The sequence below is a fragment of the Labrys miyagiensis genome (genome assembly GCF_030160835.1).
Classification (GTDB): Bacteria; Pseudomonadota; Alphaproteobacteria; order Rhizobiales; family Labraceae; genus Labrys; species Labrys miyagiensis.
The window spans coordinates 72,111-98,753 of the sequence record NZ_BSPC01000009.1 but is presented as its reverse complement, the minus strand read 5'-3'; the positions used below and the strand labels follow the sequence as shown (position 1 = coordinate 98,753).

The 26,643-nt window shown below is 62.9% G+C and carries 25 protein-coding genes and 1 tRNA gene; 20 read left to right on the top strand and 6 right to left on the bottom strand.

All coding sequences use genetic code 11. From position 1 onward, the window contains the following. Positions 1 to 246: 246 nt before the first annotated feature. The 6 genes from cysN to QQL24_RS06095 all read left to right on the top strand — a co-directional run bounded on the left by cysN (position 247) and on the right by QQL24_RS06095 (position 6,416). Complete coding sequence (gene cysN, locus QQL24_RS06120) at positions 247 to 2,190, top strand: sulfate adenylyltransferase subunit CysN (RefSeq protein ID WP_284311015.1); 1,944 nt, start codon at positions 247 to 249, stop codon at positions 2,188 to 2,190. A gap of 387 nt (positions 2,191 to 2,577) precedes the next feature. Continuing rightward, positions 2,578 to 3,591, top strand: a complete 1,014-nt coding sequence (locus tag QQL24_RS06115) for an NAD(P)H-dependent flavin oxidoreductase (RefSeq protein WP_284311014.1) — start codon at positions 2,578 to 2,580, stop codon at positions 3,589 to 3,591. Between the two features lie 550 nt (positions 3,592 to 4,141). Beyond that, on the top strand, positions 4,142 to 4,549 hold the full coding sequence (locus tag QQL24_RS06110; RefSeq protein WP_284311013.1) for a DUF805 domain-containing protein: 408 nt from the start codon (positions 4,142 to 4,144) through the stop codon (positions 4,547 to 4,549). A gap of 69 nt (positions 4,550 to 4,618) precedes the next feature. Then, positions 4,619 to 5,038 carry a DUF805 domain-containing protein gene (locus QQL24_RS06105; RefSeq protein WP_284311012.1) on the top strand — a complete coding sequence of 140 codons (420 nt, stop codon included), beginning with the start codon at positions 4,619 to 4,621 and terminating at the stop codon, positions 5,036 to 5,038. Between the two features lie 123 nt (positions 5,039 to 5,161). After that, complete coding sequence (locus tag QQL24_RS06100) at positions 5,162 to 5,605, top strand: DUF805 domain-containing protein (RefSeq protein ID WP_284311011.1); 444 nt, start codon at positions 5,162 to 5,164, stop codon at positions 5,603 to 5,605. A gap of 31 nt (positions 5,606 to 5,636) precedes the next feature. After that, on the top strand, positions 5,637 to 6,416 hold the full coding sequence (locus tag QQL24_RS06095) for a hypothetical protein (protein ID WP_284311010.1): 780 nt from the start codon (positions 5,637 to 5,639) through the stop codon (positions 6,414 to 6,416). Positions 6,417 to 6,587: 171 nt separating this feature from the next. Here the strand turns inward: QQL24_RS06095 and ubiB are convergent, their stop codons facing one another. Further along, positions 6,588 to 8,123, bottom strand: coding sequence for a 2-polyprenylphenol 6-hydroxylase (ubiB, locus tag QQL24_RS06090; protein ID WP_284311055.1), 1,536 nt, complete (start codon positions 8,121 to 8,123; stop codon positions 6,588 to 6,590). 298 nt (positions 8,124 to 8,421) lie between these two features. Between ubiB and QQL24_RS06085 the strand changes: the two genes are divergently transcribed. From QQL24_RS06085 to QQL24_RS06050, 8 genes are all read left to right on the top strand, one after another. Then, the gene (locus tag QQL24_RS06085; RefSeq protein ID WP_284311009.1) at positions 8,422 to 9,036 is read left to right on the top strand and encodes a ribonuclease D; all 615 of its coding nucleotides are present in this window, start codon (positions 8,422 to 8,424) and stop codon (positions 9,034 to 9,036) included. 304 nt (positions 9,037 to 9,340) lie between these two features. Next, positions 9,341 to 10,126 carry an LPS export ABC transporter periplasmic protein LptC gene (gene lptC, locus QQL24_RS06080; protein ID WP_284311008.1) on the top strand — a complete coding sequence of 262 codons (786 nt, stop codon included), beginning with the start codon at positions 9,341 to 9,343 and terminating at the stop codon, positions 10,124 to 10,126. After that, positions 10,123 to 10,878 (top strand): LptA/OstA family protein, encoded by a 756-nt coding sequence (locus tag QQL24_RS06075; RefSeq protein ID WP_284311007.1) that lies wholly within the window; start codon positions 10,123 to 10,125, stop codon positions 10,876 to 10,878. The genes lptC and QQL24_RS06075 overlap by 4 nt, the downstream gene beginning before the upstream one ends. Before the next feature lie 16 nt (positions 10,879 to 10,894). After that, on the top strand, positions 10,895 to 11,659 hold the full coding sequence (locus QQL24_RS06070) for an LptA/OstA family protein (protein ID WP_284311006.1): 765 nt from the start codon (positions 10,895 to 10,897) through the stop codon (positions 11,657 to 11,659). A gap of 141 nt (positions 11,660 to 11,800) precedes the next feature. Further along, the gene (lptB, locus tag QQL24_RS06065; RefSeq protein WP_284311005.1) at positions 11,801 to 12,580 is read left to right on the top strand and encodes an LPS export ABC transporter ATP-binding protein; all 780 of its coding nucleotides are present in this window, start codon (positions 11,801 to 11,803) and stop codon (positions 12,578 to 12,580) included. 184 nt (positions 12,581 to 12,764) lie between these two features. Beyond that, positions 12,765 to 13,841: a microcin C ABC transporter permease YejB gene (locus QQL24_RS06060; protein WP_284311004.1), complete on the top strand. Its 1,077-nt coding sequence runs from the start codon at positions 12,765 to 12,767 to the stop codon at positions 13,839 to 13,841. A gap of 1 nt (position 13,842) precedes the next feature. Continuing rightward, a complete protein-coding gene (locus QQL24_RS06055) occupies positions 13,843 to 14,979 on the top strand; it encodes an ABC transporter permease (RefSeq protein WP_284311003.1) in 1,137 nt (378 codons plus the stop codon). Positions 14,980 to 15,063: 84 nt separating this feature from the next. Continuing rightward, positions 15,064 to 15,140: transfer RNA gene (locus QQL24_RS06050), tRNA-Arg, on the top strand. Positions 15,141 to 15,246: 106 nt separating this feature from the next. Here the strand turns inward: QQL24_RS06050 and QQL24_RS06045 are convergent. Beyond that, positions 15,247 to 16,041, bottom strand: a complete 795-nt coding sequence (locus QQL24_RS06045; RefSeq protein ID WP_284311054.1) for an alpha/beta fold hydrolase — start codon at positions 16,039 to 16,041, stop codon at positions 15,247 to 15,249. Between the two features lie 746 nt (positions 16,042 to 16,787). Here QQL24_RS06045 and QQL24_RS06040 point away from each other — a divergent pair. Then, complete coding sequence (locus QQL24_RS06040; RefSeq protein WP_284311002.1) at positions 16,788 to 18,182, top strand: sulfite oxidase; 1,395 nt, start codon at positions 16,788 to 16,790, stop codon at positions 18,180 to 18,182. A gap of 625 nt (positions 18,183 to 18,807) precedes the next feature. Here QQL24_RS06040 and QQL24_RS06035 read toward each other — a convergent pair. Beyond that, complete coding sequence (locus tag QQL24_RS06035; RefSeq protein WP_284311001.1) at positions 18,808 to 19,605, bottom strand: alpha/beta fold hydrolase; 798 nt, start codon at positions 19,603 to 19,605, stop codon at positions 18,808 to 18,810. Between the two features lie 135 nt (positions 19,606 to 19,740). Here QQL24_RS06035 and QQL24_RS06030 point away from each other — a divergent pair, with 135 nt between their 5' ends. After that, positions 19,741 to 20,676: a LysR family transcriptional regulator gene (locus QQL24_RS06030; protein WP_284311000.1), complete on the top strand. Its 936-nt coding sequence runs from the start codon at positions 19,741 to 19,743 to the stop codon at positions 20,674 to 20,676. A gap of 188 nt (positions 20,677 to 20,864) precedes the next feature. Here QQL24_RS06030 and QQL24_RS06025 read toward each other — a convergent pair whose 3' ends face one another. After that, positions 20,865 to 21,752 carry an alpha/beta fold hydrolase gene (locus tag QQL24_RS06025; protein ID WP_284310999.1) on the bottom strand — a complete coding sequence of 296 codons (888 nt, stop codon included), beginning with the start codon at positions 21,750 to 21,752 and terminating at the stop codon, positions 20,865 to 20,867. A 176-nt stretch (positions 21,753 to 21,928) separates the two neighbouring features. On the opposite strand from QQL24_RS06025, the gene QQL24_RS06020 reads away from it, so the two are divergent. Further along, complete coding sequence (locus QQL24_RS06020; RefSeq protein WP_284310998.1) at positions 21,929 to 22,546, top strand: TetR/AcrR family transcriptional regulator; 618 nt, start codon at positions 21,929 to 21,931, stop codon at positions 22,544 to 22,546. A gap of 255 nt (positions 22,547 to 22,801) precedes the next feature. Here the strand turns inward: QQL24_RS06020 and QQL24_RS06015 are convergent, their stop codons facing one another. Together QQL24_RS06015 and QQL24_RS06010 are read right to left on the bottom strand one after the other, a co-directional pair. Then, positions 22,802 to 23,170: a nuclear transport factor 2 family protein gene (locus QQL24_RS06015; protein ID WP_284310997.1), complete on the bottom strand. Its 369-nt coding sequence runs from the start codon at positions 23,168 to 23,170 to the stop codon at positions 22,802 to 22,804. Between the two features lie 250 nt (positions 23,171 to 23,420). Further along, the gene (locus QQL24_RS06010) at positions 23,421 to 23,843 is read right to left on the bottom strand and encodes a DoxX family protein (protein WP_284310996.1); all 423 of its coding nucleotides are present in this window, start codon (positions 23,841 to 23,843) and stop codon (positions 23,421 to 23,423) included. Positions 23,844 to 23,957: 114 nt separating this feature from the next. Between QQL24_RS06010 and QQL24_RS06005 the strand changes: the two genes are divergently transcribed. The 3 genes from QQL24_RS06005 (at position 23,958) to QQL24_RS05995 (ending at position 26,629) form a co-directional block, all read left to right on the top strand. Next, a complete protein-coding gene (locus QQL24_RS06005) occupies positions 23,958 to 24,920 on the top strand; it encodes a LysR family transcriptional regulator (protein WP_284311053.1) in 963 nt (320 codons plus the stop codon). Between the two features lie 118 nt (positions 24,921 to 25,038). After that, positions 25,039 to 25,794 (top strand): SDR family oxidoreductase, encoded by a 756-nt coding sequence (locus QQL24_RS06000; protein WP_284310995.1) that lies wholly within the window; start codon positions 25,039 to 25,041, stop codon positions 25,792 to 25,794. A gap of 286 nt (positions 25,795 to 26,080) precedes the next feature. After that, positions 26,081 to 26,629, top strand: a complete 549-nt coding sequence (locus tag QQL24_RS05995) for a carboxymuconolactone decarboxylase family protein (RefSeq protein WP_284310994.1) — start codon at positions 26,081 to 26,083, stop codon at positions 26,627 to 26,629. Positions 26,630 to 26,643 lie beyond the last annotated feature (14 nt).

The window sequence follows — 26,643 nt, the reverse complement described above, 5'->3', positions numbered from 1 at the left end:
GGAGGGTCGACGTGAAGCGTCGGGGTGGGGTGTCCCTCAGCGCAGGGAGGATTACCTTCTGCAAATCCATAGTGAAGAAGTCGACGTTTCCCACCCCACCCCGGCCTTTCAGGCCGACCCTCCCCATCAAGGGGAGGGTGGGCGTTGCGCTTCCGACGCTATCATGGTGCAGATGGGTCAACTCTTCCACAACGTACCTCGTTTGCAAGTGCAGGCAGGATGCCTGCGATCCCAGAAGGCTCCGCGATGAACGCGCCTGCTCTCCAAACCCAGCTTGCCGCCGCGCCTGCACCCGAACTCTCCCTCGCCGAGATGCTCAAGCCCCGCGAGAAGGAGCTGCTGCGCTTCCTCACCTGCGGCTCGGTGGATGACGGCAAGTCGACCCTGATCGGCCGCCTGCTCTATGATTCCAAGCTGATCTTCGAGGACCAGCTCGCCACGCTGGAGAAGGATTCCAAGCGCCACGGCACCACCGGCGAGGATATCGACTTCGCGCTCCTGGTCGACGGGCTGGAGGCCGAGCGCGAGCAAGGCATCACCATCGACGTGGCCTATCGCTTCTTCTCGACTGCCCGGCGCTCCTTCATCGTTGCCGATACGCCCGGCCATGAGCAGTACACCCGCAACATGGCGACCGGCGCCTCCACCGCCGATCTCGCCGTCCTGATGATCGATGCGCGCAAGGGCGTGCTGGTGCAGACCAAGCGCCATGCCACCATCTGTTCGCTGCTCGGCATCCGCCACATCGTGGTGGCCGTGAACAAGATCGATCTCACCGGCTTCGACAAGACGGTGTTCGACAAGATCGTGCAGGATATCGCGGCCTTCACCGCCAATCTCGGCTTCGCCTCGGTGACGCCTATCCCGATGTCCGCGCGCTACGGCGACAATGTTTCCAGCCGTTCGGCCCGCATCGACTGGTACGATGGACCGAGCCTGATCGAGCATCTGGAAGGCATCGATATCGCCTCCAATGCGGTGAAGAAGCCCTTCCGCTTCCCGGTGCAATGGGTGAATCGCCCCAATCTCGACTTCCGCGGCTTCTCCGGCACGCTCGCTTCCGGCTCGATCCGGTCGGGTGACAGCGTCACGGTGGCGGCCTCCGGCAAGACCTCGGTGGTGACCCGCATCGTCACCCAGGACGGCGATCTCGACGAAGCGGTGGCGGGCGATGCCGTCACGCTCACCCTGGCGGACGAGATCGATGCGGCGCGCGGCGACGTCCTCTCGCTCGCCACCGAGAGGCCCGAGGTCGCCGACCAGTTCGCCGCGCATCTGATCTGGATGTCGGAAGACGCGCTGCTGCCCGGGCGCTCCTACATGATGCGCATCGGCACCAAATTCGTGCCGGCGGCGGTGACCTCGATCAAGCACAAGATCGACGTGAATACCCAGGAGCATCTCGCCGCCAAGACGCTTCAGCTCAACGAGATCGGCGTCGTCAACGTTTCCACCAGCGTGCCGGTGGCGCTCGACGCCTATGCCGAAATCCGGGAGACCGGCGCCTTCATCCTGATCGACCGCTCGACCAACCAGACGGCGGCGGCCGGCATGGTGGACTTTGCCCTGCGGCGCGCCACCAACATCCACCGTCAGTCGCTCATCATCGACAAGCTGGCGCGCTCGGCCCTCAAGCACCAGAAATCGGCGATCGTCTGGTTCACCGGTTTGTCCGGCTCGGGCAAGTCGACCATCGCCAATCTGGTGGAGGCCGAGCTCAGCCATGCCGGCCACCACACCATGCTGCTCGACGGCGACAATGTCCGCCACGGCCTCAACCGCGATCTCGGCTTCTCCGACGCAGACCGCGTCGAGAATATCCGGCGTGTCGGCGAGGTCGCCAAGCTCTTCGTCGAGAGCGGCACCATCGTGCTCTGCTCCTTCATCTCGCCCTTCGAGGCGGAGCGTGCGCTGGTGCGCTCGCTGGTCGACCCCAGCGAATTCGTCGAGATCTTCGTCGACACGCCGATCGAGGATTGCATCAAGCGCGATCCCAAGGGCCTCTATGCCAAGGCGCTGGCCGGCCAGATCAAGCATTTCACCGGCGTCACCAGCCCCTATGAGCGACCGGAGAATGCCGAGATCGTGCTGAAGACTCCGGGGCATAGCGCCGCCGAGCTGGCCCAGACGGTGATGAAGGCCCTGCGCGAGCGCGGCCTCCTGGAACACCAGGACGTCTGGGGGCTGTAGGATCCGGCATACACATCTGGCCTGGCAAACGCCCAAGCGCGGCAAGAAGCTTGGCCGCCAAGTCGACCAGCGGCCATCCGACCGAAAGGCGGCCAGGGTCGCAGAGCTCTTCGGCGAAGGCCTGAGCCTGCGGTTGATCGGTCGCCCAGTAGGGCTCAGCAAGAATACGGTCGGCGCCATTCTGCGGCGGCGGCGAGCGCCCGACCAGACCGGTTGATCCGAATGCCGATTGGGGCGAGTTTCAGGCTTGGTCCGTTTACTGGGGGCGCAGCGGAAGGTTTCGTCCGTGGAGAACATTGTGGGACTGGGCCAAAGGGTGCATATCCTTGGCATTTGAAGTTTGCTTGGCTGGCGTCGGCTTTCTGGTAGTCTTCGACCGCGAACGACATGGTGTTCAGCCGGGTCTTCATTATGTTGGCAACACGCTTAACTTCGTTGTTGGGCATTGAACTGCCCATCATCCAGGGGCCCATTGGGCCGACGGCCGACCCGACCTTGGCAACCGCTGTCTGCAAGGCTGGCGCGCTCGGCACTTTGGCTGCGCGAGCCGCAAATCCCGACGAATTGCGCACCGAGATTCAACAGGTGCGTAAGGACACATCCCGTCCTTTCGGCGTCGGCTTCATCACTCACCTACTCGGCCCAAAGCCGCGCCACTTCGAGATCGCCTTGGAGGAACGCGTCCCTGTGGTTTTGCTCTCATTCGGCGATCCATCGCCACTCATCCCAATTGCGCGAAGTTCAGGCGCCAAGGTTGTCTGCCAGGTTCAGTCGTTCGATCTTGCGCGGAGAGCGGTCGATGCCGGCGCCGATGTTATCTGTGTTCAGGGAAACGAGGCGGGCGGTCACACGGGTAGAGAAAATCTACTGCCTTTCCTAATCCAGGCTGTGACCGCCTTTCCGCACGCGCCAATCCTGGCGTCCGGCGGCATCACCTGCCATCGAAGCCTCGCCGCCGTGTTAGCCGCTGGGGCTGAGGGAGCTTGGCTCGGCACGGCGTTCCTCGCCTGCAAGGAGGCCGTCAAGGCAAAACCGGCAACTCGCGAAGCCGTCCTCGCATCCAATGGGCGCGACACCGTCTTCAGCCCTGCGACCGACTACGTGATTTACCAAGGCCAATCGAAACCCGGGTGGCCGGCAGGAGTTGCGGCGCGCCAACGGCCAAACGAAATCACCGAGCAGTGGAAGGGCAGGGAGGAAGAGTTGCTGAAGGATCGCGCTGCGCTCGACGCTTACTATCAGCGCATGTCTAACGGCGACCCCGCTGTCGCTAATTTGTTCTACGGCCAAGGCGCCGGAGCGATAAGCGAGCTCAAGAGCGCCCATGACATCATCAATGACATGGTCTCGGGAGCCGTGAAGCGACTGAGGTGCGTAAGCAGGCGCTTTGATCAAGAATAACTCTGCCCACGCCTTCTTCAGCTCAGGGTCATAACCGCTGGTTCAAGCCGACCCTAAAGCGTTTTGCAATTTGACGGAATCGGCAAGAATCGCAAAGACGCGTCGAAACAAAGAGTTAGAGCAAAGATGCGTTCACGCTTGAACGCGCTTTGCTCTAGGGCCTGTAGCGATCAGCGGTTAAGCGGAATACCTATCGCGTGTGTTCTTGGTTCGTTTGAGATGTCGTACACCCAGAGCACTTTCGTGCAGTGACCTCCAATGGGGAGGTAGCCTGCGGCCTTCCTTCTTTCGAAGATCTGAAAGCCGGTGAAGCGCAATCGCGTGAACGTCTCTTGCTGCATCGGAAACGCTTGATGGCGAAATTCAACCTTAAGAAGTGCTTTTCCGCACATCGCTCCTGCCTTCTTCTTGCCATCATGTCATCTGCCGAAAGGTGAGATGCCTTGAATCCAAATGGATCCTCCAGATATCGACTGAGCGTTACTTCTTCTTGAAGTGATGTGTATGTCGATCTCCAGGCAGTCTAAAAAATTCACGAGAAGGTGAAATAATGACTCCCAAGCAAATACTCTTCAGTTTCGAAGGTCGCATCACGCGCCTCCAGTTCTGGATGTTTTCCCTCGGTGCCGCGATCGTATTCTACATCCTGTTGTTCATCCTGGCCCAGGTGATGGGCGTCACGGGACAACAATATGTGGGCGGCACTGTGTCGGGCGCATTCTATGGGGTACTTGGTCTCCTCTACCTCCCCTTCCTCTGGGTGCACCTCGCCATCAATTCCAAGCGCTGCCACGACCGGGACCGTTCGGCCTGGTTCATCCTCGTCAGCCTCATCCCGCTGGTCGGTCTGTGGTACCTGGTCGAGATCGGTTTCCTCGATGGCACGCAGGGTCCCAATCGTTTCGGCCCCTCGCCCAAGGGCATCGGCGGCTCCCAGGTCTCCAGCGTCTTCTCGTGAGAATTCGTCTTATCACGCCGGTTTTCGGGCCGGCGTGATCTATCTCCATCACTCATGCTGGAACGGGTCATGACCTGGCAGAATAAGCTCTTCAGCTTTCAGGGGCGGGTTACCCGCAAAGACTATTGGCTTTACCACCTCGGCCTCATCCTGGGGATCGTTGCTCTTTCGATTGGCATCGGTCTGGTGAGCACAGGCCTGGGAGGCCGCGACCCGGAATCCCCGGCCTTCGTCGTGGCCGCCGTCGCCTTCCTGATCTGCCTGTGGCCGTTTTGGGCGGTGGGCGTGAAGCGCTGTCACGATCGAGGCAAGTCCGGCTGGTGGTATTTGGGCTGGTCGGTTGGCGGTGCCATTCCCTATGTCGGCTTTCTTATCAGCCTCTGGGCGCTGGTCGAGCTCGGTTTCCTCGATGGCACACAGGGTGCCAATGAGTATGGCCCCTCGCCGAAAGGCATCGGCGACACGCAGGTCGCGGACGTGTTCTCCTGACCGGAGTGTGCGATCCCGGAAGCGCTCGCCCTCTCACGCGGCAAGCCTGGCGTGAAAAGCATGCCGGTTCGGCCCGATTGTTGTATGATCCGGTTGGGATCAAGAGCAGAGCGGGGGCCCGCTGTGTCTGTAGCCGATGTCAGCGATGACGGACCGGGGCTGAGGCAGGTGCTGTTCAGCCCGAAAGGGCGCTTGCCGCGGCTCGATACGATGTTCGCGATCCTTTGCGTGATGATCGTCGCCCAAACTCTTGCCAGCCTATGGATCGGTTTTGCCGCGGCCTATCAGCATCGACAGGATCTCGAGGCACTTCTCACGCCATGGGTATGGGGGCCCGTGGCGATCATCGGTCTGGGGGGCACATGGTCGGTCGCCTGCCTGCTCATCAAGCGCTGTCATGATCGGAACCGCTCGGCCTGGTTTCTACTGATCACGCTTGTTCCGCTGGTCAATCTGTGGCCGATGATCGACTTGTTCTTCCTGCCTGGCACACCCGACCTCAATCCTTTCGGGCCGCCGCCGAGAGGCATGGTCGAGCAATGGCACGCCGCCAATCGGGACCTTTGACGAGTCATCGCCGGCCTGCCATGGATGGCGGATGCATGCCCTGATCATCAAGCTCACTTTGCCGAGCCTGCTCATCCTGATGGCGAGCCTCGTCGGCCGGCGCTGGGGCGAGGTGGTCGGCGGCTGGGTCACGGGCCTGCCGCTGACGTCTGGGCCGGTGATCGCCTTCCTCGCCCTGCAATATGGGCCTGATTTCGCCGCGATGGCGACCAACGGCTCCCTCGTCGGCGCAGCGGCGCAGGCGCTGGCCTGCATCGGCTACGCTCAACTGGCCGATCGCGGTTGGCCTGTCGCCCTGTTCGCCGGCGTCGCGACATTCGCCCTCGGCGCGGCTCTCCTGCATGTGGCGGCGCTTCCCCATTGGGCCCTTTTCCTTGCGGCCCTGGCGGTGCTGACGGCGGCGCTGGTGGCCATTCCCTCGCGCATGGTCCAGCGCAGCATCGTGACGCCGCCCTGGTGGGACCTGCCGGCCCGCATGGTGGTGGTGAGCCTCCTGGTAGTCGGGTTGACGGCGGCGACGCCCCTGCTCGGTGCGGAAGTGAGCGGCGTGCTCGCGGCCTTTCCGATCTTCGCCATGACGCTGGCGATCTTCGCCCACCGCGCGCAGGGGCCGGCCGCAGCCCGGCAGGTGGTGCGCGGCATGGTCATCGCCCTCTTCGGCTTCTCCTGCTTCTTCTACGTCCTCGGCCTGCTCCTGGGCTCTCTGAACACGGTCCTCGCCTTCGTGATCTCCGCTCTCGCCGCGCTGGGGACCCAGGCCCTGCTGTTCAGGCTGATGCATCGCAGCGGCCGTAGCGGGGCCGTGGCTTGAGCTGATGGCGGCGCCGAGGCGCAGCCTCTTCCGCCGAGCCAGCGAGGGACGAAACCCTCGTCGCATGACCCGGCCTGCCTAACGTACTCGACGCGCTGTCAGTGCTATTGCGGGCAAGCTGTTCGGTAGGGAAGGGCTCGCGCCGCGCCCTTCGTCGAAATGCAAAGCCTCTCACCACCCCCGCCAGGCGATGTAGACCACCGCCACCGCGATCACCCATAGCGCCAGATTGCCCCAGCGATTGCGTTTGGCCTCGGCCTTGCCGATGGCTTCCACGCTTTCGGGCAGCAGGGCGAAGCCCTTCTCGGCGGCCTCGTGCAGGCGGCCCGCCAGGGATTCGGCGCGGGTGAGCAGGCTCGGCAGCAGCGTGACCGACTTGCCGGCCTCCAGCGTCTGCGTGCCCAGATCGCTGAGCTTGCCGAGAGGCCCGAGATTACGCTCGATCCATTCGCGCACCACCGGGTCCGCGGTCGCCCACATGTCGAGCTTGGGGTTGAGGCGGCGGGCCACGCCCTCCACCACCACCATGGTCTTCTGCAGCAGGATCAGTTCCGGCCGGGTCTTCATGTCGAAGAGGTCGGTCACCTCGAAGAGCAGCGTCAGGAGCTTGGCCATCGAGATTTCGTCGGCCCGCTTCTGGTGGATCGGCTCGCCGATGGCGCGGATCGCCTGCGCGAAATCCTCGATCGAATGAGTGGCCGGTACATAGCCGGCTTCGAAATGCACCTCGGCGACGCGCAGATAGTTGCGGGTAATGAATCCGTGCAGGATCTCGGCGAGGAAGCGGCGCTCCTTCAGCCCGGCCCGGCCCATGATGCCGAAATCGACCGCGACCAGATTGCCGGAGGCATCGATCATCAAATTGCCCTGGTGCATGTCGGCATGGAAGAAGCCGTCGCGGATGGCGTGACGCAGGAAGGACTGGATGATGATGCGCGCCAATTCCTTCAGGTCGAAGCCGGCCTTCCGCAGCCCCTCGACATCGGAAAGGGGAATGCCGTCGATCCATTCAAGCGTCAGCACCGTGCGGGCGGTGCGGGTCCAGTCCGGCGCGGGGATGCGAAAATCGGGATCGTCGGCGATGTTCTCCGCCATCTCCGAGAGGGCGGCCGCCTCCAGGCGTGAATCCATCTCGAAGGCCACTGTCCGCGCCAGCATGTCCACCACTTCGACCGGCTTGAGGCGCTTGGCGCGCGGGTCGAGGCGCTCGATCATGCGGGCGGCGAAGTAGAAAGTGGAGAGGTCGCTGCGAAAGCGCCGGTCGACGCCGGGGCGCAGCACCTTCACCGCCACCTGGCGCTCGCCATCGGCATCGCGGATGACGCCCTTGTGCACCTGCGCGACCGAAGCGGCGGCCACGGGCTCGGACAGCTCGGCGAAGAAGTGGCTCAGAGGCCCGTCCAGCGCCCGCTCGATCTCGGCAACGGCCACCGCCCGGGGGAAGGGCGGCATGCGGTCCTGCAATTCCTCGAGATCGCGCGCCACGGCGAAGCCGACCACATCGGGCCTCGTGGCCAGGAACTGGCCGAGCTTGACCCAGCTTGGCCCCAGCTTCACCATGGCCGCGGCCAGCCCCTTGCCGCCATGGACGGTGCGCCGCTCGATCAGCCGGCCAAGGCGCACGGCAAGACGCGCCGGCGCGGGCAATTCGTAGACGTCGACGAGGCCGAGCGCGCCTTCCCGGGCCAGAGTCCAGCCTGCGCGCATGAGACGAAAGGGGTCGAGAAAGGAAGCCAAGGGTACCAGCCGGTTCTGTATGCGGGGAGGTCGATAGCACGGGCGGGCCGCTTGGCAAACCTGGGAGCGCGGACATCTTGTCCGCTCTCGAACCTCAACCTCTTACGAAAGAGCGTAACAGCGATACTCCGTCGCCCTGCTTGTCAGCCTCATTGTTTCCAAGAGCGGACAAGATGTCCGCTCTCCTAGGAAGTCTCCCAGCCCTTGCACATCCTCTCCTGAGGGTTCTATGTGCACCCTGACCCTTCGACATCTTCAGGATCTGTCCGTGACCATTCGCTACCATCGGGGCGACCTGCCCGATCTCAATCGCTACACCACCAGCGCCGCCATCGACACCGAGACCATGGGTCTCAACCCCCACCGCGACAGGCTCTGCGTGGTGCAGCTCTCGCCGGGGGACGGTACGGCGGATGTGGTGCAGATCGCGCAGGGCCAGAAGAGCGCCCCCAATCTGGAGCGTCTCCTGGCCAGCCCCTCCGTCATCAAGATCTTCCACTTTGCCCGTTTCGACATCGCGGCGCTGCAAAACGCCTTCGGCGTGATGGCCAAGCCCGTCTATTGCACGAAGATCGCCTCGCGCCTGGTGCGTACCTATACCGATCGCCACGGCCTCAAGGACCTGGTGCGGGAATTGCTGGGCGTGGATCTTTCCAAGCAGCAGCAATCCTCTGACTGGGGCGCCGATACGCTCACCGACGCCCAGCTCGCCTACGCCGCCTCGGACGTGCTGCACCTGCACGAATTGAAGGCAAAGCTCGATGCCACGCTCGCCCGCGAGGGCCGTGCCGACATCGCTCGTGCCTGTTTCGATTTCCTCCCGACCCGGGCGCAGCTCGACCTGCAGGGTTGGCCGGACACCGATATCTTCGCCCATAGCTGACACAGGCGGAACAGCCGCCTGCCGCATCCTCGTCTTCATCCTCGTCTTGGAAACGCCATAGCGGCACGTTAGGAGGGGGCCGGAAAAGCCGACCTTTCCGGGTGTTCCCGAAAGTTGCGTTCCTTACGTCACATTCCCCCTCTCTGGGATTTCTGCTATGAGGGCGCACCTGTTGCGGATTTCACCCAAAGTTTAGGAATTGCAGGCAGGGACAGGCTGGCGTCCGTATACCGGGTTGACGTGTGACTTCCGCATCGCAATATGGCGGATGGCGCCGTTCGTCCCGGCCGCTGCATGCGTTTCGATGGGTATTATTTTGGCCGATATCATGGATGCGCGGGTAAAAATTGATCGACCCGCCCCGCCTTCGCGGGAAAGCGCCTTCAGGGCTGCCCGCGCCCACAGCAGGCTGGTGCGCTTTCTCAAAGTCGCCGTTCCCGCAACCGCGCTTGCGGGGGTGGGCCTGTTCGTCGTCCTGGCCTGGTTCAATCCGTTCCGCCAGCCGCCGGTCCCGGTGGCCGCACCACCTGTCGTCGCCAACAATGGCGCGCTCGACGTGATGCTGCCGCACCTCACCGGCGTCAACAGCCGCGGGCAGAAATATGACGTCAAGGCCACGACGGGCTCGCAGAAGGTCACGGCGCCCGGCATCGTCAGCCTCACCAATCTCAACGCCGTCATCTCGTCTGCCGACCAGAGTAACGCGACGTTGACGGCTGCGACCGGCAAGTTCGATTCCAACACCCAGATGCTGTTCCTGAAGGACGATGTCCACGTCAAGTCGACCAAGGGCTATGACGCCGTGATGAAGAGCGGCGCCATCGACTTCAAGGGCAGCACCGTCCATAGCGATGAGGCCGTGACGGTCAACCTCAGCAACGGCGTGATCTCGGCCAACAACCTCGATATCGTCCAGGGCGGCTCCAAGATCACCTTTGCGGGTGGCGTGAGCGCAACCTTCAGTACCCCGCTCAAGCCCGGCGGCGGCGATGACACAACCTCGGACGACACGCCGACTGACGATACCGATCCCACCGGATCGGCCCCATCCGACACAGCCACCCCAGCTCAGGGAAGCCCCCCCCAATGAAGACGACACTCAGCCGCCTGGCGCCTCTGGCCTTGCTGCCGCTCGCCCTGGCGCTTTCCTCCGCCGATGCCGGCGCAGCCCAGAAGAAGGCGGCGAGCCCCTTCCAGGGCTTCTCCTCGGACAGCGGCAAGCCGGTTGACGTAAAATCGGATTCGCTCGAAGTGCACCAGGACGAGCAGAAGGCCATCTTCACCGGCAATGTCGTCGCCACCCAGGGTGATTCGGTGCTGCACACCAACGAGCTGACGGTCTTCTACGATAATTCGGTTGCCGGCGGTGCGGGCGGCAGCGGTGGCAAGAAGGCCGACAAGACGGCCGCTGCCGATGCGGGCAAGCCTGCCGATCCTGCCGCCAAGCCCGCTGACGCGCAGCCTGCCGCAGCGGCCACCGACCAGGCCGCCTCGGCAGACAAGCCGGCCGCCTCGGGCTCGTCGGGCCAGGGCGGTACCTCCGGCCAGTCCGGCGCGGCAACCCAGGCCAATTCGATCAAGAAGCTGATCGCCAAGGGCAATGTCGTCGTCACCTCGAAGGACCAGAAGGCCACCGGCGACTATGGCGTGATGGATATGGCGACCAACCTTGCCACCCTCACCGGCAATGAGGTGGTGATGATCCAGGGGCCGAACGTGCTCAAGGGCAAGAAGCTGGTGGTCAATCTGAAGACCGGCGTCTCCAATGTGCAGGGCGGTGGGACAGGGGGTGTGTCCGGCGTCTTCACCCAGAGCAACGATCAGAAGAAGAACGCCAACTGAAGGAGGCGGGGCTGAGATGGCGCAGCGTGACATGTGGTTTCGCCGGCGGGGGCCGGCGCTGATACTGCCTTTGACGTTGCTCCTCGGCGCCGCGGTCGTGCCGGCGGCAGGTGCGGATGCGAACAAGCCCTCGACACCGTTCGAGGGCTTTTCGTCTAAGAGCGACAAACCCGTGAATATCACGGCCGATCAGCTCGAAATGCACAATGACGAGCAGAAGGCCATCTTCACCGGCAATGTCGTGGCAACGCAGGGTGACTCCGTTCTTAATTCGGATGAGCTCACGGTGTTCTACGAAGCCGCCAACCCTCCCAATGGCGGCCCGCCGGCGCCCAAGGCTGCAGGCCAGGCACAGGCGGCTCCGGTGTCTGCCGGAGGCCAGGCCCAGGCCGCGCCTGTCTCGGCCGATAACGTCCAGGCGGCAGCTTCGACGGGGCAGGCGCAGGCCCCTGCGGGGAATGCCGCCGACAATGCAACTGCCGGCGCGGCGGGCGATGATTCGTCTCGCGGGCCGGTCGCGGGCGGCAACAAGGTGAAGCGCCTCTTGGCCAAGGGCCACGTCGTCGTCACGTCCAAGGATCAGAAGGCAACCGGCGATGACGGCGATCTCGATATGGAGACGAATATTGCCACAATGACAGGCCAGGAAGTGCTGATGAGCCAGGGCTGCAATGTCCTCAAGGGCAAGAAGCTGGTGGTCAATACCGAGACCGGCCTCTCCAATGTCACCGGAGACACGACGGGACACTTCATCTCGGGCGGCGACCCGACAAAATGCTGATGTCGGCCCGGTGACAGGGCGGCGGAGGCTTCGAGAGCAACAGATGAGAACGCGGCCAGGCGGGTCACGGAGGGTGTTTGCAACCTTCCGGCAGGATCGGCCAAAGGAAATGAGCTGCCTTCGGAGAGATTTGGACCGGGAATGAACGAGGCAGCACAATACGAAGCAAGCAGCACCGCCAAGCCAGCCGAGAGCGCCGAGGGCGTTCTCCAGGTGGTGTCGATCGCCAAGACCTATGGCAAGCGCACGGTGGTGGACGACGTCAGCCTGGAAGTGCGGCGTGGCGAGGCCGTCGGCCTGCTAGGCCCCAACGGCGCCGGCAAGACCACGGTGTTCTACATGATCACCGGCCTGGTACCGCCCGATCATGGCCGCATCGAGCTCGACGGCCATGAGGTCACCCATCTGCCGATGTATCGCCGGGCCCGGCTCGGCGTCGGTTACCTGCCGCAGGAGGCCTCGATCTTCCGTGGCCTCAATGTCGAGCAGAACATCCGCGCCGTGCTGGAGGTCATCGAGCCCAACAAGGCCGAGCGCGAGCGCCAGCTCGACGAATTGCTCGACGAGTTCAAGATCGACCGCCTGCGCAGGACCGCTTCTATCGCTCTGTCGGGCGGCGAGCGGCGGCGCGTCGAGATCGCCCGCGCCCTGGCCGGGCGCCCCTCCTTCATGTTGCTCGACGAGCCCTTCGCCGGCATCGATCCGATCGCCGTGGGCGACATCCAGACATTGGTTCGCCACCTCACCAATCGCGGCATCGGCGTGCTGATCACCGACCACAATGTGCGCGAGACGCTGGCGCTGATCGACCGGGCCTATATCATCCATTCCGGCCATGTGCTGACGCAGGGCACGCCGCAGGAGATCATCGACAATCCTGATGCGCGCAGGCTGTATCTCGGCAGCGAGTTCAGGATGTAAAGCTGGGAGCGCGGATGTCTCAACGACATTGCATCGCAGATGAATGTCGTGATGTCCGCTCTTGAAGCGGCGAACTTGCCGATGAGGGCACCGACGGAGCAGCTGGCAATACACTCGCGCCTTTTCTTTCGACTATAGCGTTTCAAGAGCGGACGAGACGTCCGCGCTCCCAGGGTTCCCCGATTTGCTCGCCTATATCCTCCGCCGCCTCCTGATGATCGTGCCGACCCTGTTCGGCATCATGCTCATCTCGTTCGCGATCATCCAGATCGTGCCCGGCGGCCCGGTGGAGCGCATGGTGGCCCAGCTTTCGGGCGCGGCCTCGGGCGGGGGCGGGGATTTCGGCGGCGGCGGCCAGAATTTCGATGGCGGCGCCTCGCAATATCGCGGCTCCCAGGGGCTCGACCCCGCTTTCATCGAAAGCCTGCGCAAGCAATATGGCTTCGACAAGCCGGCGCCCGAGCGCTTCTGGCTGATGATAAAGAACTACGTCACCTTCAATTTCGGCCAGAGCTATTTCCGCGACACCCCGGTGCTCGAGCTGATCAAGGAGAAGCTGCCCGTCTCCATCTCCATCGGCGTGTGGGTGATGCTGCTTTCCTACGCGATCTCCATCCCGCTCGGCATCCGCAAGGCGGTGAAGGACGGCTCGTTCTTCGATGCCTGGACCAGCGCGGTGATCATCATCGGCTATGCCATTCCCGGCTTCACCCTCGGCATCCTGCTGATCACCCTGTTCGCCGGCAGCGCCTTCTGGCAGATCTTCCCCAATGCGCGCCTGGTCTCGGACAATTGGAGCGAACTCTCCCTGTGGGGCAAGGTCGCCGACTATGCCTGGCACATGACGCTGCCGCTGATCGCCATGAGCGTCTCGGCCTTCGCCACGCTGACCATGCTGACGAAGAACTCCTTTCTCGACGAGATCCGCAAGCAATATGTGCTCACCGCCCGCATGAAGGGATTGTCGGAGCGGCGCGTGCTCTACGGCCACGTCTTTCGTAACGCCATGCTGATCGTGATCTCGGGTTTTCCGGCCGCCTTCATCGGCGCCCTGTTCGCGAACTCGCTGCTGATCGAGCAGACCTTCTCGCTCGATGGCCTTGGCCTGCTCAACTACAATTCGATCCTCAACCGCGACTATCCGGTGGTGCTGGCCAGCATCTACATCCTTTCTCTGCTCGGCCTGTTCATCAACCTCGTCTCGGACCTCATCTACATGCTGGTCGATCCGCGCATCGACTTCGAGGCGCGGGAAGTCTGAGATGGAGGCCTCCCTTCTCAAGCCCGCTAAGAAGAGCCGGTTCGAGCTCACGCCGCTCAATCGCCGGCGCTGGCGCAACTTCAAGGCCAACAAGCGCGGCTTCTGGTCGCTGTGGATCTTCCTGGTCGTTTTCGTCCTGTCGATGGGTGCCGAGTTCATCGCCAACGACAAACCGCTGGTGATCTATGACCGCGGCCATCTCTACACGCCGGTGTTCCATACCTATACCGAGACCGATTTCGGCGGTGACTTCGAGACCGACGCGGATTATCGCGATCCCTTCCTGGCCAAGCTCCTGGCCGACCGTGGCGCCTTCGTGCTCTGGCCCCCCATCCGCTACGGGCCGCAGACACGCAACCTCAACCCACCGGTGGGCGTACCCTCGCCGCCGACCTGGGCGCTCAGCGACGACCAGTGCAAGGCGGCCGCCCAGGCCAATGGCGGCTCGACCTGCCGCGATATCGAATGGAACTGGCTCGGCACCGACGATACCGCCCGCGACGTGCTGGCGCGCGTCATCTATGGCACGCGCATCTCGCTGCTGTTCGGCCTGATCCTCACGGTCTTCTCCTCGCTGATCGGCGTGGCCGCGGGCGCGATCCAGGGCTATTTCGGCGGCTGGATCGACCTGGTCGGCCAGCGCGTCATCGAGGTATGGAACGCGCTGCCCTCGCTCTATCTGCTGATCATCATCTCGGCCGTGCTGACGCCCGGTTTCTGGATCCTGCTCGGCATCCTCCTCCTGTTCTCCTGGACCGCGCTGGTGCAGCTGGTGCGGGCGGAGTTCCTGCGCGCGCGCAATCTCGAATATGTCCGCGCCGCCAAGGCGCTCGGCTTGTCCGACGCCGCCATCATGATCAAGCATCTCCTGCCCAATGCCACGGTGGCGACGCTGACCATGCTGCCCTTCATCCTGTCGAGCTCGGTCGCCACGCTCACGGCGCTCGATTATCTCGGCCTCGGCCTGCCGCCCGGCACCGCCTCGCTCGGCGAGTTGCTCAAGCAGGCGGCCGCCAAGCCCGACGCCTACTGGCTCTCGATCAGCGGCTTCCTGGTCACGGCCCTGCTGCTTTCGCTAATGATCCTGATCGGCGAGGCGGTGCGCGACGCGCTCGACCCACGCAAGACCTTCACCTGAGCCGCGCCTTCTCCCGACGAAGCATCGCAATCTGCCTTTCCGGCGATTGCGGGACGCGCCGTGATCGGCTAGAAGGGCTGCAACGCACCCATAGCTCAGCTGGATAGAGCGTTGCCCTCCGAAGGCAAAGGTCGCACGTTCGAATCGTGCTGGGTGCGCCATCATTCGACCACTCCGGAATAAAGCTGGGCACTACGCACCTGGGTCGACGACGGTTGTTCCGCCATCGACCCGTGGTCATGATCTTCGCGACTGGGGTAGCCCAAGTCAGCTTCGGAAGAAATCGAGAAGATCCCGGTTGATCATGTCAGCATGCGTGGTCGGCATTCCATGGGGAAGCCCGGCATAGGAAATAAGCCTGCCCTGCTTCAGCAACTTGACCGAGCGTGCACCGGTGGTCGGAAACGGACAGATCTGGTCGTCCTCGCCATGCATCACCAGCACCGGCACATCGATCACTGCGAGGTCGTCGAAGAATTCGGTTTCGGATAGTACTCGAACGCATTCCCACTGCGCGATGGCCGCGCCCATCATGCCCTGGCGCCACCAATTCTGGCGGATGCCTTCCGACACGACCGCACCTGGGCGATTAAAGCCGTAGAACGGGATCGTGATGTCCTGATAGAACTGCGAACGATGGTTCGCCGTGCCGTCGCGAATGCCGTCGACCACTGCCTTGGGAACGCCGTCGGGATTGCGTTCGGACTGCATGAAGGTCGGCGGGATCGCGCTGATCAGCACGGCCTTCGCAACCCGGCCCTTTCCGTATTTCGCGACATAGCGGGTTACTTCGCCGCCGCCGGTCGAATGACCGATGTGAATGGCGTTGGTCAGGCCCAGCTTCTCGACGACCGCAAAGGCGTCGGCGGCATAGGTGTCCATGCCATGGCCGTCTGCTCTCTGGCTCGACCGGCCGTGGCCGCGACGATCATGCGCGATCACGCGATAGCCCTGCGCGTGGAAGAACATCATCTGGCTGTCCCAGTCGTCGGCGCTCAGCGGCCAGCCATGATGGAAGAACAGCGGCTGGGCATCCTTGGAGCCCCAGTCCTTGTAGAAGATCTCGGTGCCGTCAGAACGTCTGCTTCACCTCGCTCGTATCCGATTCGGCTACCTTCGAGCGCTGTAGCGTAAATGTAGTTCTCATCATCGCCTGTCACAGCGCACCACGGCCAATGAAGATGGGCACTATTGTTTCGCCGTGGCACTATGATGGCGGAGCCTGCCAAGCGATCCGACCGGGCAATCTGCGATGGTTTGCGATCTTGCGCTAGGCGGTTTTGGGGGCCTGCCTTCCCGATTTCGCAGGGTAGTCGGGTTAATTTCGACACCGGCCCTCTCGCTCAATCCCAGGATCGACGCGATGAGCAAATTCCGAACATTTGCGTTGGGCGGGCAGTGCTGGCCCGTCAGCCAATACGGCCTATTCGTGCAAGGCAGTGGGCCCGATCGCGCGGCCTGTCAATACTGACGCTGAACCGGCCAAGTAAATGAATTGAAACGCGCAAGCCGGCATCTCCAGGAGCATGGCCCATCCGCATGGCGCAAAAGCCGTCGCAAGCGGGGGGCCGTCAGGGAACGCCGGCGGAACATAAATTCCGTACGGTACCGCTGCAATTGAATTTCAATTGGAAAGGACATCCAAGATGCGGGACTTTCCTCCGCGCGCCACATCCAGGGCGGAATCGACGCATGGAAAAAGGCATGCGGTCCGCTGGTGCGCTGACCGGCTAACACTCGCCCGCCTGGTGAGGCTGCTGATCGAGCAGGCCCCTCATAACTTTTGGTCACAGCAAAAAGGTGCACCCATGCCGCTGTTCGTCGTTCGTCATCAACATTCGCCCGAAACCTGTCCCGCGCGCGATCCCGCCATGGGCGCGATGCTGCTCAATCATTTGAGCCGTCCGAGCGCGGCCCGCCATGGTCTGACGATCAAGGCCGAGGCCGTCGTCCGCGGCGCCCACTCGCTGTTCTTCATCGCCGAGGCGGCGGATGAGGCTGGGCTCCAGGAATTCCTGACGCCGTTCCGCATGGCAGGCGAGGTCGAGGTGATGGCGGCCTCGACCTGCGCCGGGGTGGTGGCGAGTGGCGGCTGCGACATGCTCCCGACGCCCGTTCCTGTAGCCTCGCTCGATCCCGCGGATGCCTGCCAGGATGCGATCGAGGCGGGGCTGCTGGTCCATCGCGCCCATCCGCTGAATGGCGAGACATGGGTGCCGGAGCTCGCCGGTGGGGCCGTCATGCCCAATGGCCGGTTCTATCTTCGTAACCATTTCGACATGCCGTGTGTCGATGCGGAGCGGTATCGGCTGTCGGTGGATGGCATGGTCGAACGGAGGCTGGAGCTCGGCCTGAGGGAGCTGCGAAATCTGCGGTCCGAGAGCCTCGTCGTGACGCTCGAATGCGCCGGCAATGGCCGTAGCCTGTTCGAGCCGGCGGTGCCCGGCGAGGTCTGGGGCCTTGGCGCCGTCAGCACTGCCGAATGGACGGGGGTCCCGCTGACCGAAGTACTCGAACGAGCGGGCTTGCGGCCAGGGGCGACAGAGTTGCTGTTCCGTGGCGCGGATGGCGGACTCGTCGAAGGCCTTCCCGCACCGATCCGTTATGAACGGGGCCTCTGCCTCGACCAGATCCGGGAAGCGGGCGCCTTGCTCGCTTACGAAATGAATGGCGAGCCTTTATCGTCGCCACACGGCTTTCCGCTGCGGCTGATCGTCCCGGGCTGGTATGCGGTCGCGTCCGTCAAGTGGCTGACCGAGATCGTCGTCACGGATCGGCCCTTTGAGGGCCACTATCAGACGGACAAATACTGGTACCAGTGGGTCAGAGATGGACGCGAGGAGGGCGAGCCCGTCACCCTCATGAATGTGCGGGCGCTGGTCGCTTCACCGGGCGAGGGGACGACGCTTCAGCGTGGCGAGACGGCGATCCGCGGCGTAGCCTGGTCGGGTGCGGCCAGCATCTCCAGGGTGGACGTCAGCCTGAACGACGGCCCCTGGCGCCAAGCGCGGCTCGTGGGCGAACGGCGGCGCAGCGCGTGGCAATGGTGGGAGCTGATCACGCAGCTCGAGGAGCCGGGTCCGCTTGCTATACGGGCGCGCGCTACCGACATGGCGGGCCGGACCCAGCCCGAGAGTGCGGAGTGGAACCGTCTCGGATACGGCAACAACTCGATCCACAGGATCACGGCTGAGGTCATCTGACGGGCCCCGCCGCCCCGCCGCGGCCGACGCCAAAGCGTTTTGCGATTTGACGGAATTGGCAAGAATCGCAAGACGCTTTAGGCCCGCGCCGACGCAGAGCGGGCCGAGGGTGCGCTCGATCGGGCTGGGCCGAGCATCACACCCCAGGCGCTGAGAACTTTCGCAAGTCATGCCCACAAGTGGATGCGGACCGAGGCGGGCGATTACCGCCGCGACCACCTCCGCGCGGTCGCCCAGCGCGTCGAGGTGGACTCGAAAAAGTTTGTATCATGGGGTCGAAAAGTGCGCTGCTGCGCACGCTCGTCGCTGCCTCAAGCGCAAAAACGGCAGGTTTTGGAGTGCCCAGTTTTATGCTGAAATGGCGCACCATTTCAGAACAGAACTGCGAAACGTCGCCGATTTCCCGCCAAAGGCGGTGACCGGGGTGCGCAGCAATTCTGACTTCGATCCCATGATGCGGACTTGTTTATCCGCGCTCCATTCAATTCGGCTTCAATGAAGACGTCGCGACAGATTCCCTCTGGGCCAGGATGTGTTTGCATCGGCGCGCTTCGCGGGCGGTTGAGGCGGCCGTTGCGTCCGCTGTCCGCGAGGCGGCATAGCAGCCGGCGGTGAAGCTTGCTGTTCATGCCGCCGATCGGCCTGCCGCCTCCAGCTCGACGAAATCCCTCACCAGCTTTGCGACTTCCTCGGGCGACTCCAGCGGCGACAGATGCCCGGTGCCGGGCACGACATGCAGGGCGGCGTGGGGGATGCGAGGCAGCAATTCCTTCTTGAGCAAGTCGACGCTATCGACCCGATCGAGTTCGCCGGCGATGACGATTGTGGGCACATTGATGGCGGCCACGTCACGGGTGATGTCTTCCAGGCTCGTGGACCATGGCCATGCCGCCTTCGCCTGCGGCGCGCCGCGCAAGCTGTCCTCGATCACCTGCTCCCGGTCCTTCGGGCTGAGAACCTTGGCCGTCAGCATCTGGTCGATCGCCATGCCGATACTCTCGCGGGTCGCGTAGGCGCGGGCCATCGCCTCCCTCGCCTCGGGAGGAATGGCCATGGCCGGCGGAGGGGAAGAGGCGACAAGGACCAGGCCGACAAGGCCCTTCGGGCGGCGCGAGGCCAGAAGCTGTGCGACCTTGCCGCCCATCGAATGGCCGATCAAAACGTAGCGCTTCAGATCCAAGGCCTCGATCACGCCCTGGGCGTCGTCGGCTAGATCGGCCAGGCCATAGCCGCTGGCCGGCGCGTCGGATTCGCCCCAACCGCGGTGGTCGATCGCAATCGTGTGATACGGTTGCGGCAGGGCGGCGATTACTTTGCCCCAAGTGCGCGATGATCCGCCGTAATAGTGCAGGAAAACCAGGGATAGCTCGCCGCGGCCTTGCTCCTCGACGTGAATCCGAATGCCGTTCGATGCGATCTCCATGGGGTCTCCTTGGGCTTGAAAGCCGATATGGCATCTCGTTGGGCTCGACATCGAAGATAGGTCGTGTAACTCCAATCGATAATCGCTGCTTTATGATTGGGATATGATAATCCTGCTATCGAATTGGAGCGGGTCATGGATCGTCTCACCAGCATGGCGGTGTTCGTTGCAGCTGCTGAAGAGGGCAGCCTCAGTCGGGTGGCACGGCGTTTTGGTTTGTCAGCCTCGATGGCCGGCAAGCACGTCTCCGCGATCGAAGCAGATCTCAATATTCGCCTGATGCACCGCAGCACCCGCCAGATCAGCCTGACCGATGTGGGACGAGCCTACTATACCCGCTGCAAGCGCATCCTGGAGGAAGTCGACGATGCGAACCGCGAGGCCAGCGATGCGCAACAGACCGCTCGCGGAGTGCTGCGCATTACTGCGCCCGTAACCTTTGGTGCCATGCATCTGGGCGGCGTGCTAGCCCGCTATCTCGACCAGCACCCCGCGGTCGCCGTGGAGGTCATGCTCAATGATCGCTACGTCGACCTCCTCGGCGAGGGGATCGATGTGGCGATCCGGATCGGTCGACTGCTCGACTCCGATCTCGTCGCCCGACGCCTGGCGCCCTGCCGCATGGTGTTCTGTGCTTCGCCGGATTTTCTCAAGCGGCACGGCACCCCGAGGAACGTAGGAGACCTGCGCCGCGCGCCTCGGCTCGCTTTCAGCGAAGCCGTCTCGGCGGGAGACTGGACGCTGACGGACCCGTCGGGCCAGCCTCATCTGATCGATGGTCCGGTTCGCATGGCGGCGAACAACACGCAGATGCTTCTTGCGGTTGCGCTCGACGGAGCAGGTGTCGCCTACGGCCCGACCTTCGTCTTCGGCGAACGGATCGCTGCTGGCGATCTCATCGCTTTGCTGCCGGACCATCGCACGTCCGACCTGGCAATCCACGCGGTCTATCCGACGGCCCGCAATATCCCGCTGAAGGTGCGCCGCTTCATCGATCACCTGATTGCGAGCTTCGGAGGCGAACCGCCCTGGGACCTCCCGCCCGCGAAGGCAGTAGGAGCGGGGGCGTAGGGTGCTCTGGCGGCACCTTCGGACTTTCAGTCTCGACCAATCCCCGGTAGGCGGGTGTTGGAAAGCCCGAAAGCGTTACTGCAAGCTCGGGATCTGCAATCGGATAGAGCTTCGAAGACGCGATGGCCTCAGCCGAAGCTTACTTCTTTGCGGACCCCAGCACGTTGCCCATACCGTGTTTGGCGTGCTCAGCTTGAGCTTTGGGTCGACCTCGAAGCACGCCGGTTGGTGCGAGCCCACTCGATAATGATGCTTGCATACGTCTCGGCGGCATCCTCCCAGACCAAGTGCCCGGAGTCGATGATATCGAGTTTTGCATTGGGAAGGCGCGCAGCCAAATACTCGGCGTTCGAGATCGGAACAAAGGGATCATGGAGTCCCCCGATGATCTGAACCGGCGTTTCGATCTTGGGCAGCCGTTCGCCCAGAGTCACCAGTTCTTGGGGATAGGCGCGGACGAAGGCGGTGGATTTTCCGAAGCGGTCGCCCGCATATGATTCGATGTAATCGTCCCGCACGAAATCGGGCGCCTTGTAGTTCGTCAGGGTGGAGAGCACCCCGTCCACAATGGCCGACGATGGTATCTGCAGAAACGGCTCGATCGTCGGGGAAGCGAGGATGTCTTTCAATGTGGACCCGATTTCGAGCGGATGTGACGCGGCACCGCTGCCAACCGTGATGCTCGCGAAGGCGTCGGGATGATTGGATGCAGCGAATAACAGCGTCGCCGTACCGATGTCTGGACCAACTGCATGGGGATGCACCACGCCAAGGGCGTTCATGGTCTTGATGACGAACTCACCCATCGCCTCGGGGGCGAGCACATCGGCATGCCCTTCCGAACGACCGAAACCCGGCAGATCAATCGCCACAAGGGCATAATTCTCCGCCAAACGGCGCCATATCGGCAAGAACGCGTAAATGCTTTCCGGCCACGGGCTTATCAGAAGAAGTGTCTCCGGCGCATTATTCTCGGATCGCGCGTAACGGATCTTCAGGCCATCGATTTCGGTGAAGTTCGGCTGGATCGGCGCTGTCTCACGCGTCTCGATTTCATCAGATCCCGTCTCATTCATTGTTCTCTCCGTGCGATCCATGTGAGGAGCGTTTGGTGAGATCATAGATACTAGACGACCGGTCGTCTAGTATCTATGTGTCGCTACGCTTGATCGGGCGCGCGTTGCGCGGGCGGACTCCCTCCAATAGGCTGGATCGGCACGAGATGCTGCGGGGTTGGACGGGTCGAGAGACGATGGCGCGTGGTGATGTGAGGGAGCGGGTTCTTGAAGCGGGTTACTCCCTCTTCTCGACGGGCGGTTTCAACGCGACTGGCGTCAAGGAGATCGTCGATAGGGCCGGCATTCCCAAAGGCAGCTTCTACGCCTACTTCGGCAGCAAGGATGCGCTCGGCTGCGCCGTTATCGATCGCTATTGGGAACTTGCCCACGACAAACTTCAGCATTTGTTGGAGGAGGATGATCAGCCTGCCGAGCGCCTGAAGCAGCACTTCAGGGCCTTGTCCGGGGACTTGATCGAGTCCGAGTTTCTCGTCAGCTGCCTGATCGGCCGCTTCAGTGGAGAGGTCAGCGGCCAGAGCGACAGCATGCGCGAACGCCTCTCGGGAACCTTCCTGCGCTGGAGTGCGTGCCTTGCACAGGTTGTCGGCCAGGCGAAGCGAAAGGGCGAGCTGACCACGGACCTCGATCCTCAGGAGGTCGCCGACTTCGTCCTGAACGCGTGGGAGGGCGCCGTGCTCCGCGCGAGAGCGGATCAGCATGACGCAGCGCTCAAGACATTCGAGAAGGTGGTATTTGCATCCGTGTTCCGGGCGGAGAAAGCCGCAGCGTCCTCACGCTCGAAGGGCGCCTAGAGCATAGTGGCTTTAGACGCGATCGCCAACGAGACAGGAGAGGCTGTCATCCCCGGCAAGGCCGGAGGCCTTGGGAAGGGGATTTAGGGGCCAAAGGTCTCTGCCTTATGAGCCCTGATCCCCTTCCCCTCGCTCTCTCTCGCTGCGCTCGTGAGCACACTCACAAGCAAAGCTTGTGAGGATACGGCCGGGGATGACAGCCAAGGCAATTGATCTTGAAGCCACCACGCTCTAGCAATGTCGCCGCCGCGACGTTCAGTTTGGGAGCTCGTCAAAGAAGAGATAGATGGCGGCAATCTTGCCGTCATGGGCGACCATAAAATCGGTTCCGGCGTAGGCTGGCGGCTTGCCAGGGCTACCCGACACCCACCTGACCCGACCGCCATTACCCACCTCCTCGGGCGGGGAGAGCGGCTGATATTGGAAGTCAGGATGAGTAGCCTTGATCACGCCCGCGATGCGATCGATCTCGTCGCGGCCGCGGTAAATGCCGCTTTTGGGGTCGTAGAATACGGCGTCTTCGTGGAAGATCTCGTCGATCGCTGCGCGCCGACGCACAGGATCAATCTCACCGAACACGTCGTGGAGATTGCGAAGCAACAGGGTCGATAAAGTGGGGGACACGGTTTTCTCCATTGGGTGTCGAGGGCGGCCTGCGCTGTTTCGGCGCTCCGCTCACGAAGGCTGCAGTGCCCGAAGTGAGGGTGTGAGCTCGCCTGCGCGATATCGCCATCTTTTCGGACTCTGGGAGCATGGCTTCCCCCAGGTGGCAGAGGGGTAAGCGCCAACAGCATTTTCGGAGATGGTTTCCCGGGCCGGTGACCCTGCTGGCCACGGCCCGTGAGGCCATGAGCGAGAACGCCGTCCTGGATAGTCAGGCGGCGACTGCGGGGCGTGAATCCAGCTCGCCGGTCTTGCGCCGATTGTCGATGCTGAGCGCACCGGCGCCGAATGCGGCGATCTGCACGAGCCCACCCGCCATCATCACGTTCTTGAGGAAGTGGATCATCTGGTTCTGGTCCGCGAAATTGGCGTGAAACGACACCGCCGTGGCGAGTGCGAACAGGGCAAGGGCAGCGGCCACGGTGCGGGTGCGATAGCCGGCGATCAGAAGCAGACCACCGCCGAGTTCGACTGCGACAGCCACAGCGAAGGCCAGTGGCGGGAAAGGCAATCCGACGGCACTGATCATCCCGGTTGTGGCACCGTAGGCACCGAGCTTGCTCAGGCCGCTCATTGCGAAAGGAAGACCGATCATAAGCCGGCCAACGAAGGGAAGGTAACGGGTCGTGAACATTGAAAGTCTCCTTGATGGGAAGCTCCGCATCTCGTTGCGGTCGAGATGAATATTGTTGCAAGAGTGGTATTTTCGAAATAGAAATGATTGAAAATCATCGTTGCAGGATTGATGATGTCGAAGCTGCCCGACTTCGAGGGGCTAGCCATGTTCGCCAAGGTGGCCGAGGAGCGCTCGTTCGCCGCGGCTGCCCGCGCCATGGGCGTCTCGGTGGCCACGGTCTCGCGAGCCGTCACGCGTCTTGAAGAACGCCTCGGAGGGCGCCTGTTCAACAGGACGTCGCGGCGACTTGCGTTGACGGACTATGGTCACACGCTCGCGGAGCGGGCTTCCAAGATCTTCGCTGAGGCAGAGGAGGCCGAGGACTTCGCGCGCGAGGCTTCCAGTCGTCCGCGCGGCCTCGTGAAACTTGCGGCCCCGCTGTCCTTTGGCACGCGCTGGGTCGCACCCATGCTGCCGGAATTCTTTCGACGCTATCCCGACATCGCCGTCGACCTTCACCTGACCGATGCGCAGACGGATCTGATCGGCGACGGCTTCGATGCCGCGCTGCGCATCGCCGTTCTGGAGGATTCTTCGCTCGTCGCGCGACTGATTGCCCCTGTGCGACGCTTCGTGGTTGCATCGCCGACCTACATTGCAAGATATGGCCGTCCGCAGCACCCACATGACCTCGTCGCCCATCAATGCCTGAGCTACACCAATAGATCGAAGCGTGACGTCTGGCGTTTCGCACATCGGAAAACAGGGGAGGAGTCTGCGATTACGCCAACAGGACCACTGCGAGGAACGAGTGCCGAGGCTTTGTTGCCGACAGTGCTCGATGGGTTGGCGATCACCGAACTCCCCGAGTTCATCGCCACCCAATATTTTCCGGATGGGCAGCTTGAACCGATTCTCAGCGATTGGCGGCTGCCCGAAGGCGGCTTGTACTTCGTGACGCCGACGGCTCGCGCACGTCCCGCGAAGGTCTCCGCCCTGGCTGATTTCCTGATCGCCGAGCTGACGGATGCACGCTGGAGTGCGGAAGCGGTGATGGGTTGGAAACCACCGCCGCAAGGGAGAAACGAACCATAGCCCGGTAATGCGACTCCGTCTCAGATGATGACATTTATGCAATGATAACTTTCAACTCTTTCTATTTCGGATAGTGACCAGCCAGCCCAGATTTGTCTCGTCAACAAGGAGACAAATCATGGCACGCAAACTCGAAGGAAAAATCGCCGTCGTGACGGGCGGCACCAGCGGCATCGGCCTGGCAACGGCCAAACGGTTCGCAGCGGAGGGCGCGCGCGTCTTCCTGACCGGCCGCCGTCGGGCCGAACTCGACGCCGCAGTCGCAACGATCGGGCCGAGGGCTACCGGGATCCAGGCGGATTCAGCCAATCTTGGCGATCTCAATCGGCTTTATGAGCAGGTGAAAGCCGACGCCGGCCGCATTGACGTGCTCTTTGTCAATGCCGGCGGCGGCACCATGCTGCCGCTGGGCTCGATCACCGAAGAGCAATACGACGACACGTTCGGTCGCAATGTGAAGGGCGTGCTCTTCACCGTGCAGAAGGCGCTGCCGCTCCTGGTCGATGGCGCCTCCGTGATCCTCACTTCGTCCAACGTCAGCATCAAAGGCACGCCGGCGTTCAGCGTCTACAGCGCCTCGAAGGCCGCGGTACGCAACTTCGCGCGGAGCTGGACTCTTGACCTGAAGGCCCGCGGCATTCGCGTCAACGTCATCAGTCCCGGCCCGATCAAGACGCCCGGCCTTGTCGATCTGGCGGGCCCCGACGCGGCGCAGCAGCAGGGCCTGCTCGACTACATGGCTTCCACGGTGCCGCTTGGGCGCGTCGGCGATCCCGATGAGGTCGCGGGTGCTGCCGTCTTCCTTGCTTCCACAGACGCGAGCTTCATCGCCGGCACCGAACTCTTCGTCGACGGCGGCCAGGCTCAGATCTGAATGGTGTGAGCCTGCCGCACTGGCGGGGAGTTCCGCGTGAAGGTCGCGCGAGGCATGCCGGCCAGTATTGCCCATAATCGTCTTGGAGCGGTGTGAGCGGCTCCAAGACGCAAATCTTATCGATTGATGCGCCGCTGTGGTGGTGAAGGGCGTTGCTTGTGCCCCCGGCAAGCCGTTGAGAGCTTGCCTCGACTACCTGGCGGGTAGTTGGCGAGCCTCGAGGTTTGGCGTTTGATCCTTGCAGACCCGGACGATTTCGTCCGTGCGATATCAGCGAGGAGCGATCATGACTTCCTATCCCATCCAATCCATCGCCTCGGCCCCGGCAAAATCGAAACCGGTGCTCGGGCAGTTGCAGCAGGCTTTCGGCCTGATCCCGAACCTCGCCGGCGTCATGGCCAATTCGCCGGAGCTGATCAAGGCTTTCGTCGGATTGTTTCAGCAGGTCCATGCCGGCACATTCACGGAGGCGGAGATCCAGATCCTGCTGTTGACCAACGCGGTTACGAATTCCTGCACCTGGGCCGTCGCGTTCCATACCATGCTGGCGCTCGAGCAAGGCGTGGCAGCGGCCGATGTCGAGGCGATCCGAGCACGCCGCGCGCCGGCGGACAAGCGCGTTGCCGCATTGTCGGCCCTGGCGCGCAAGCTGATCGAAAGGCGCGGCCACGTGACCGAACAGGACCTCGCGGCCTTCATCGAGGCCGGCTTCACGCGGGAGCAGAGGCTGGAAATCCTGGCGGTCAGCGCGGCCTCGACCATCACCAACTATGCCGGCACCATGACCGAGCCGCCGCTGGAGGACGTCCTGCAGCGGCACGCCTGGCAGGCCTGAGCGGCTGCGAGGGT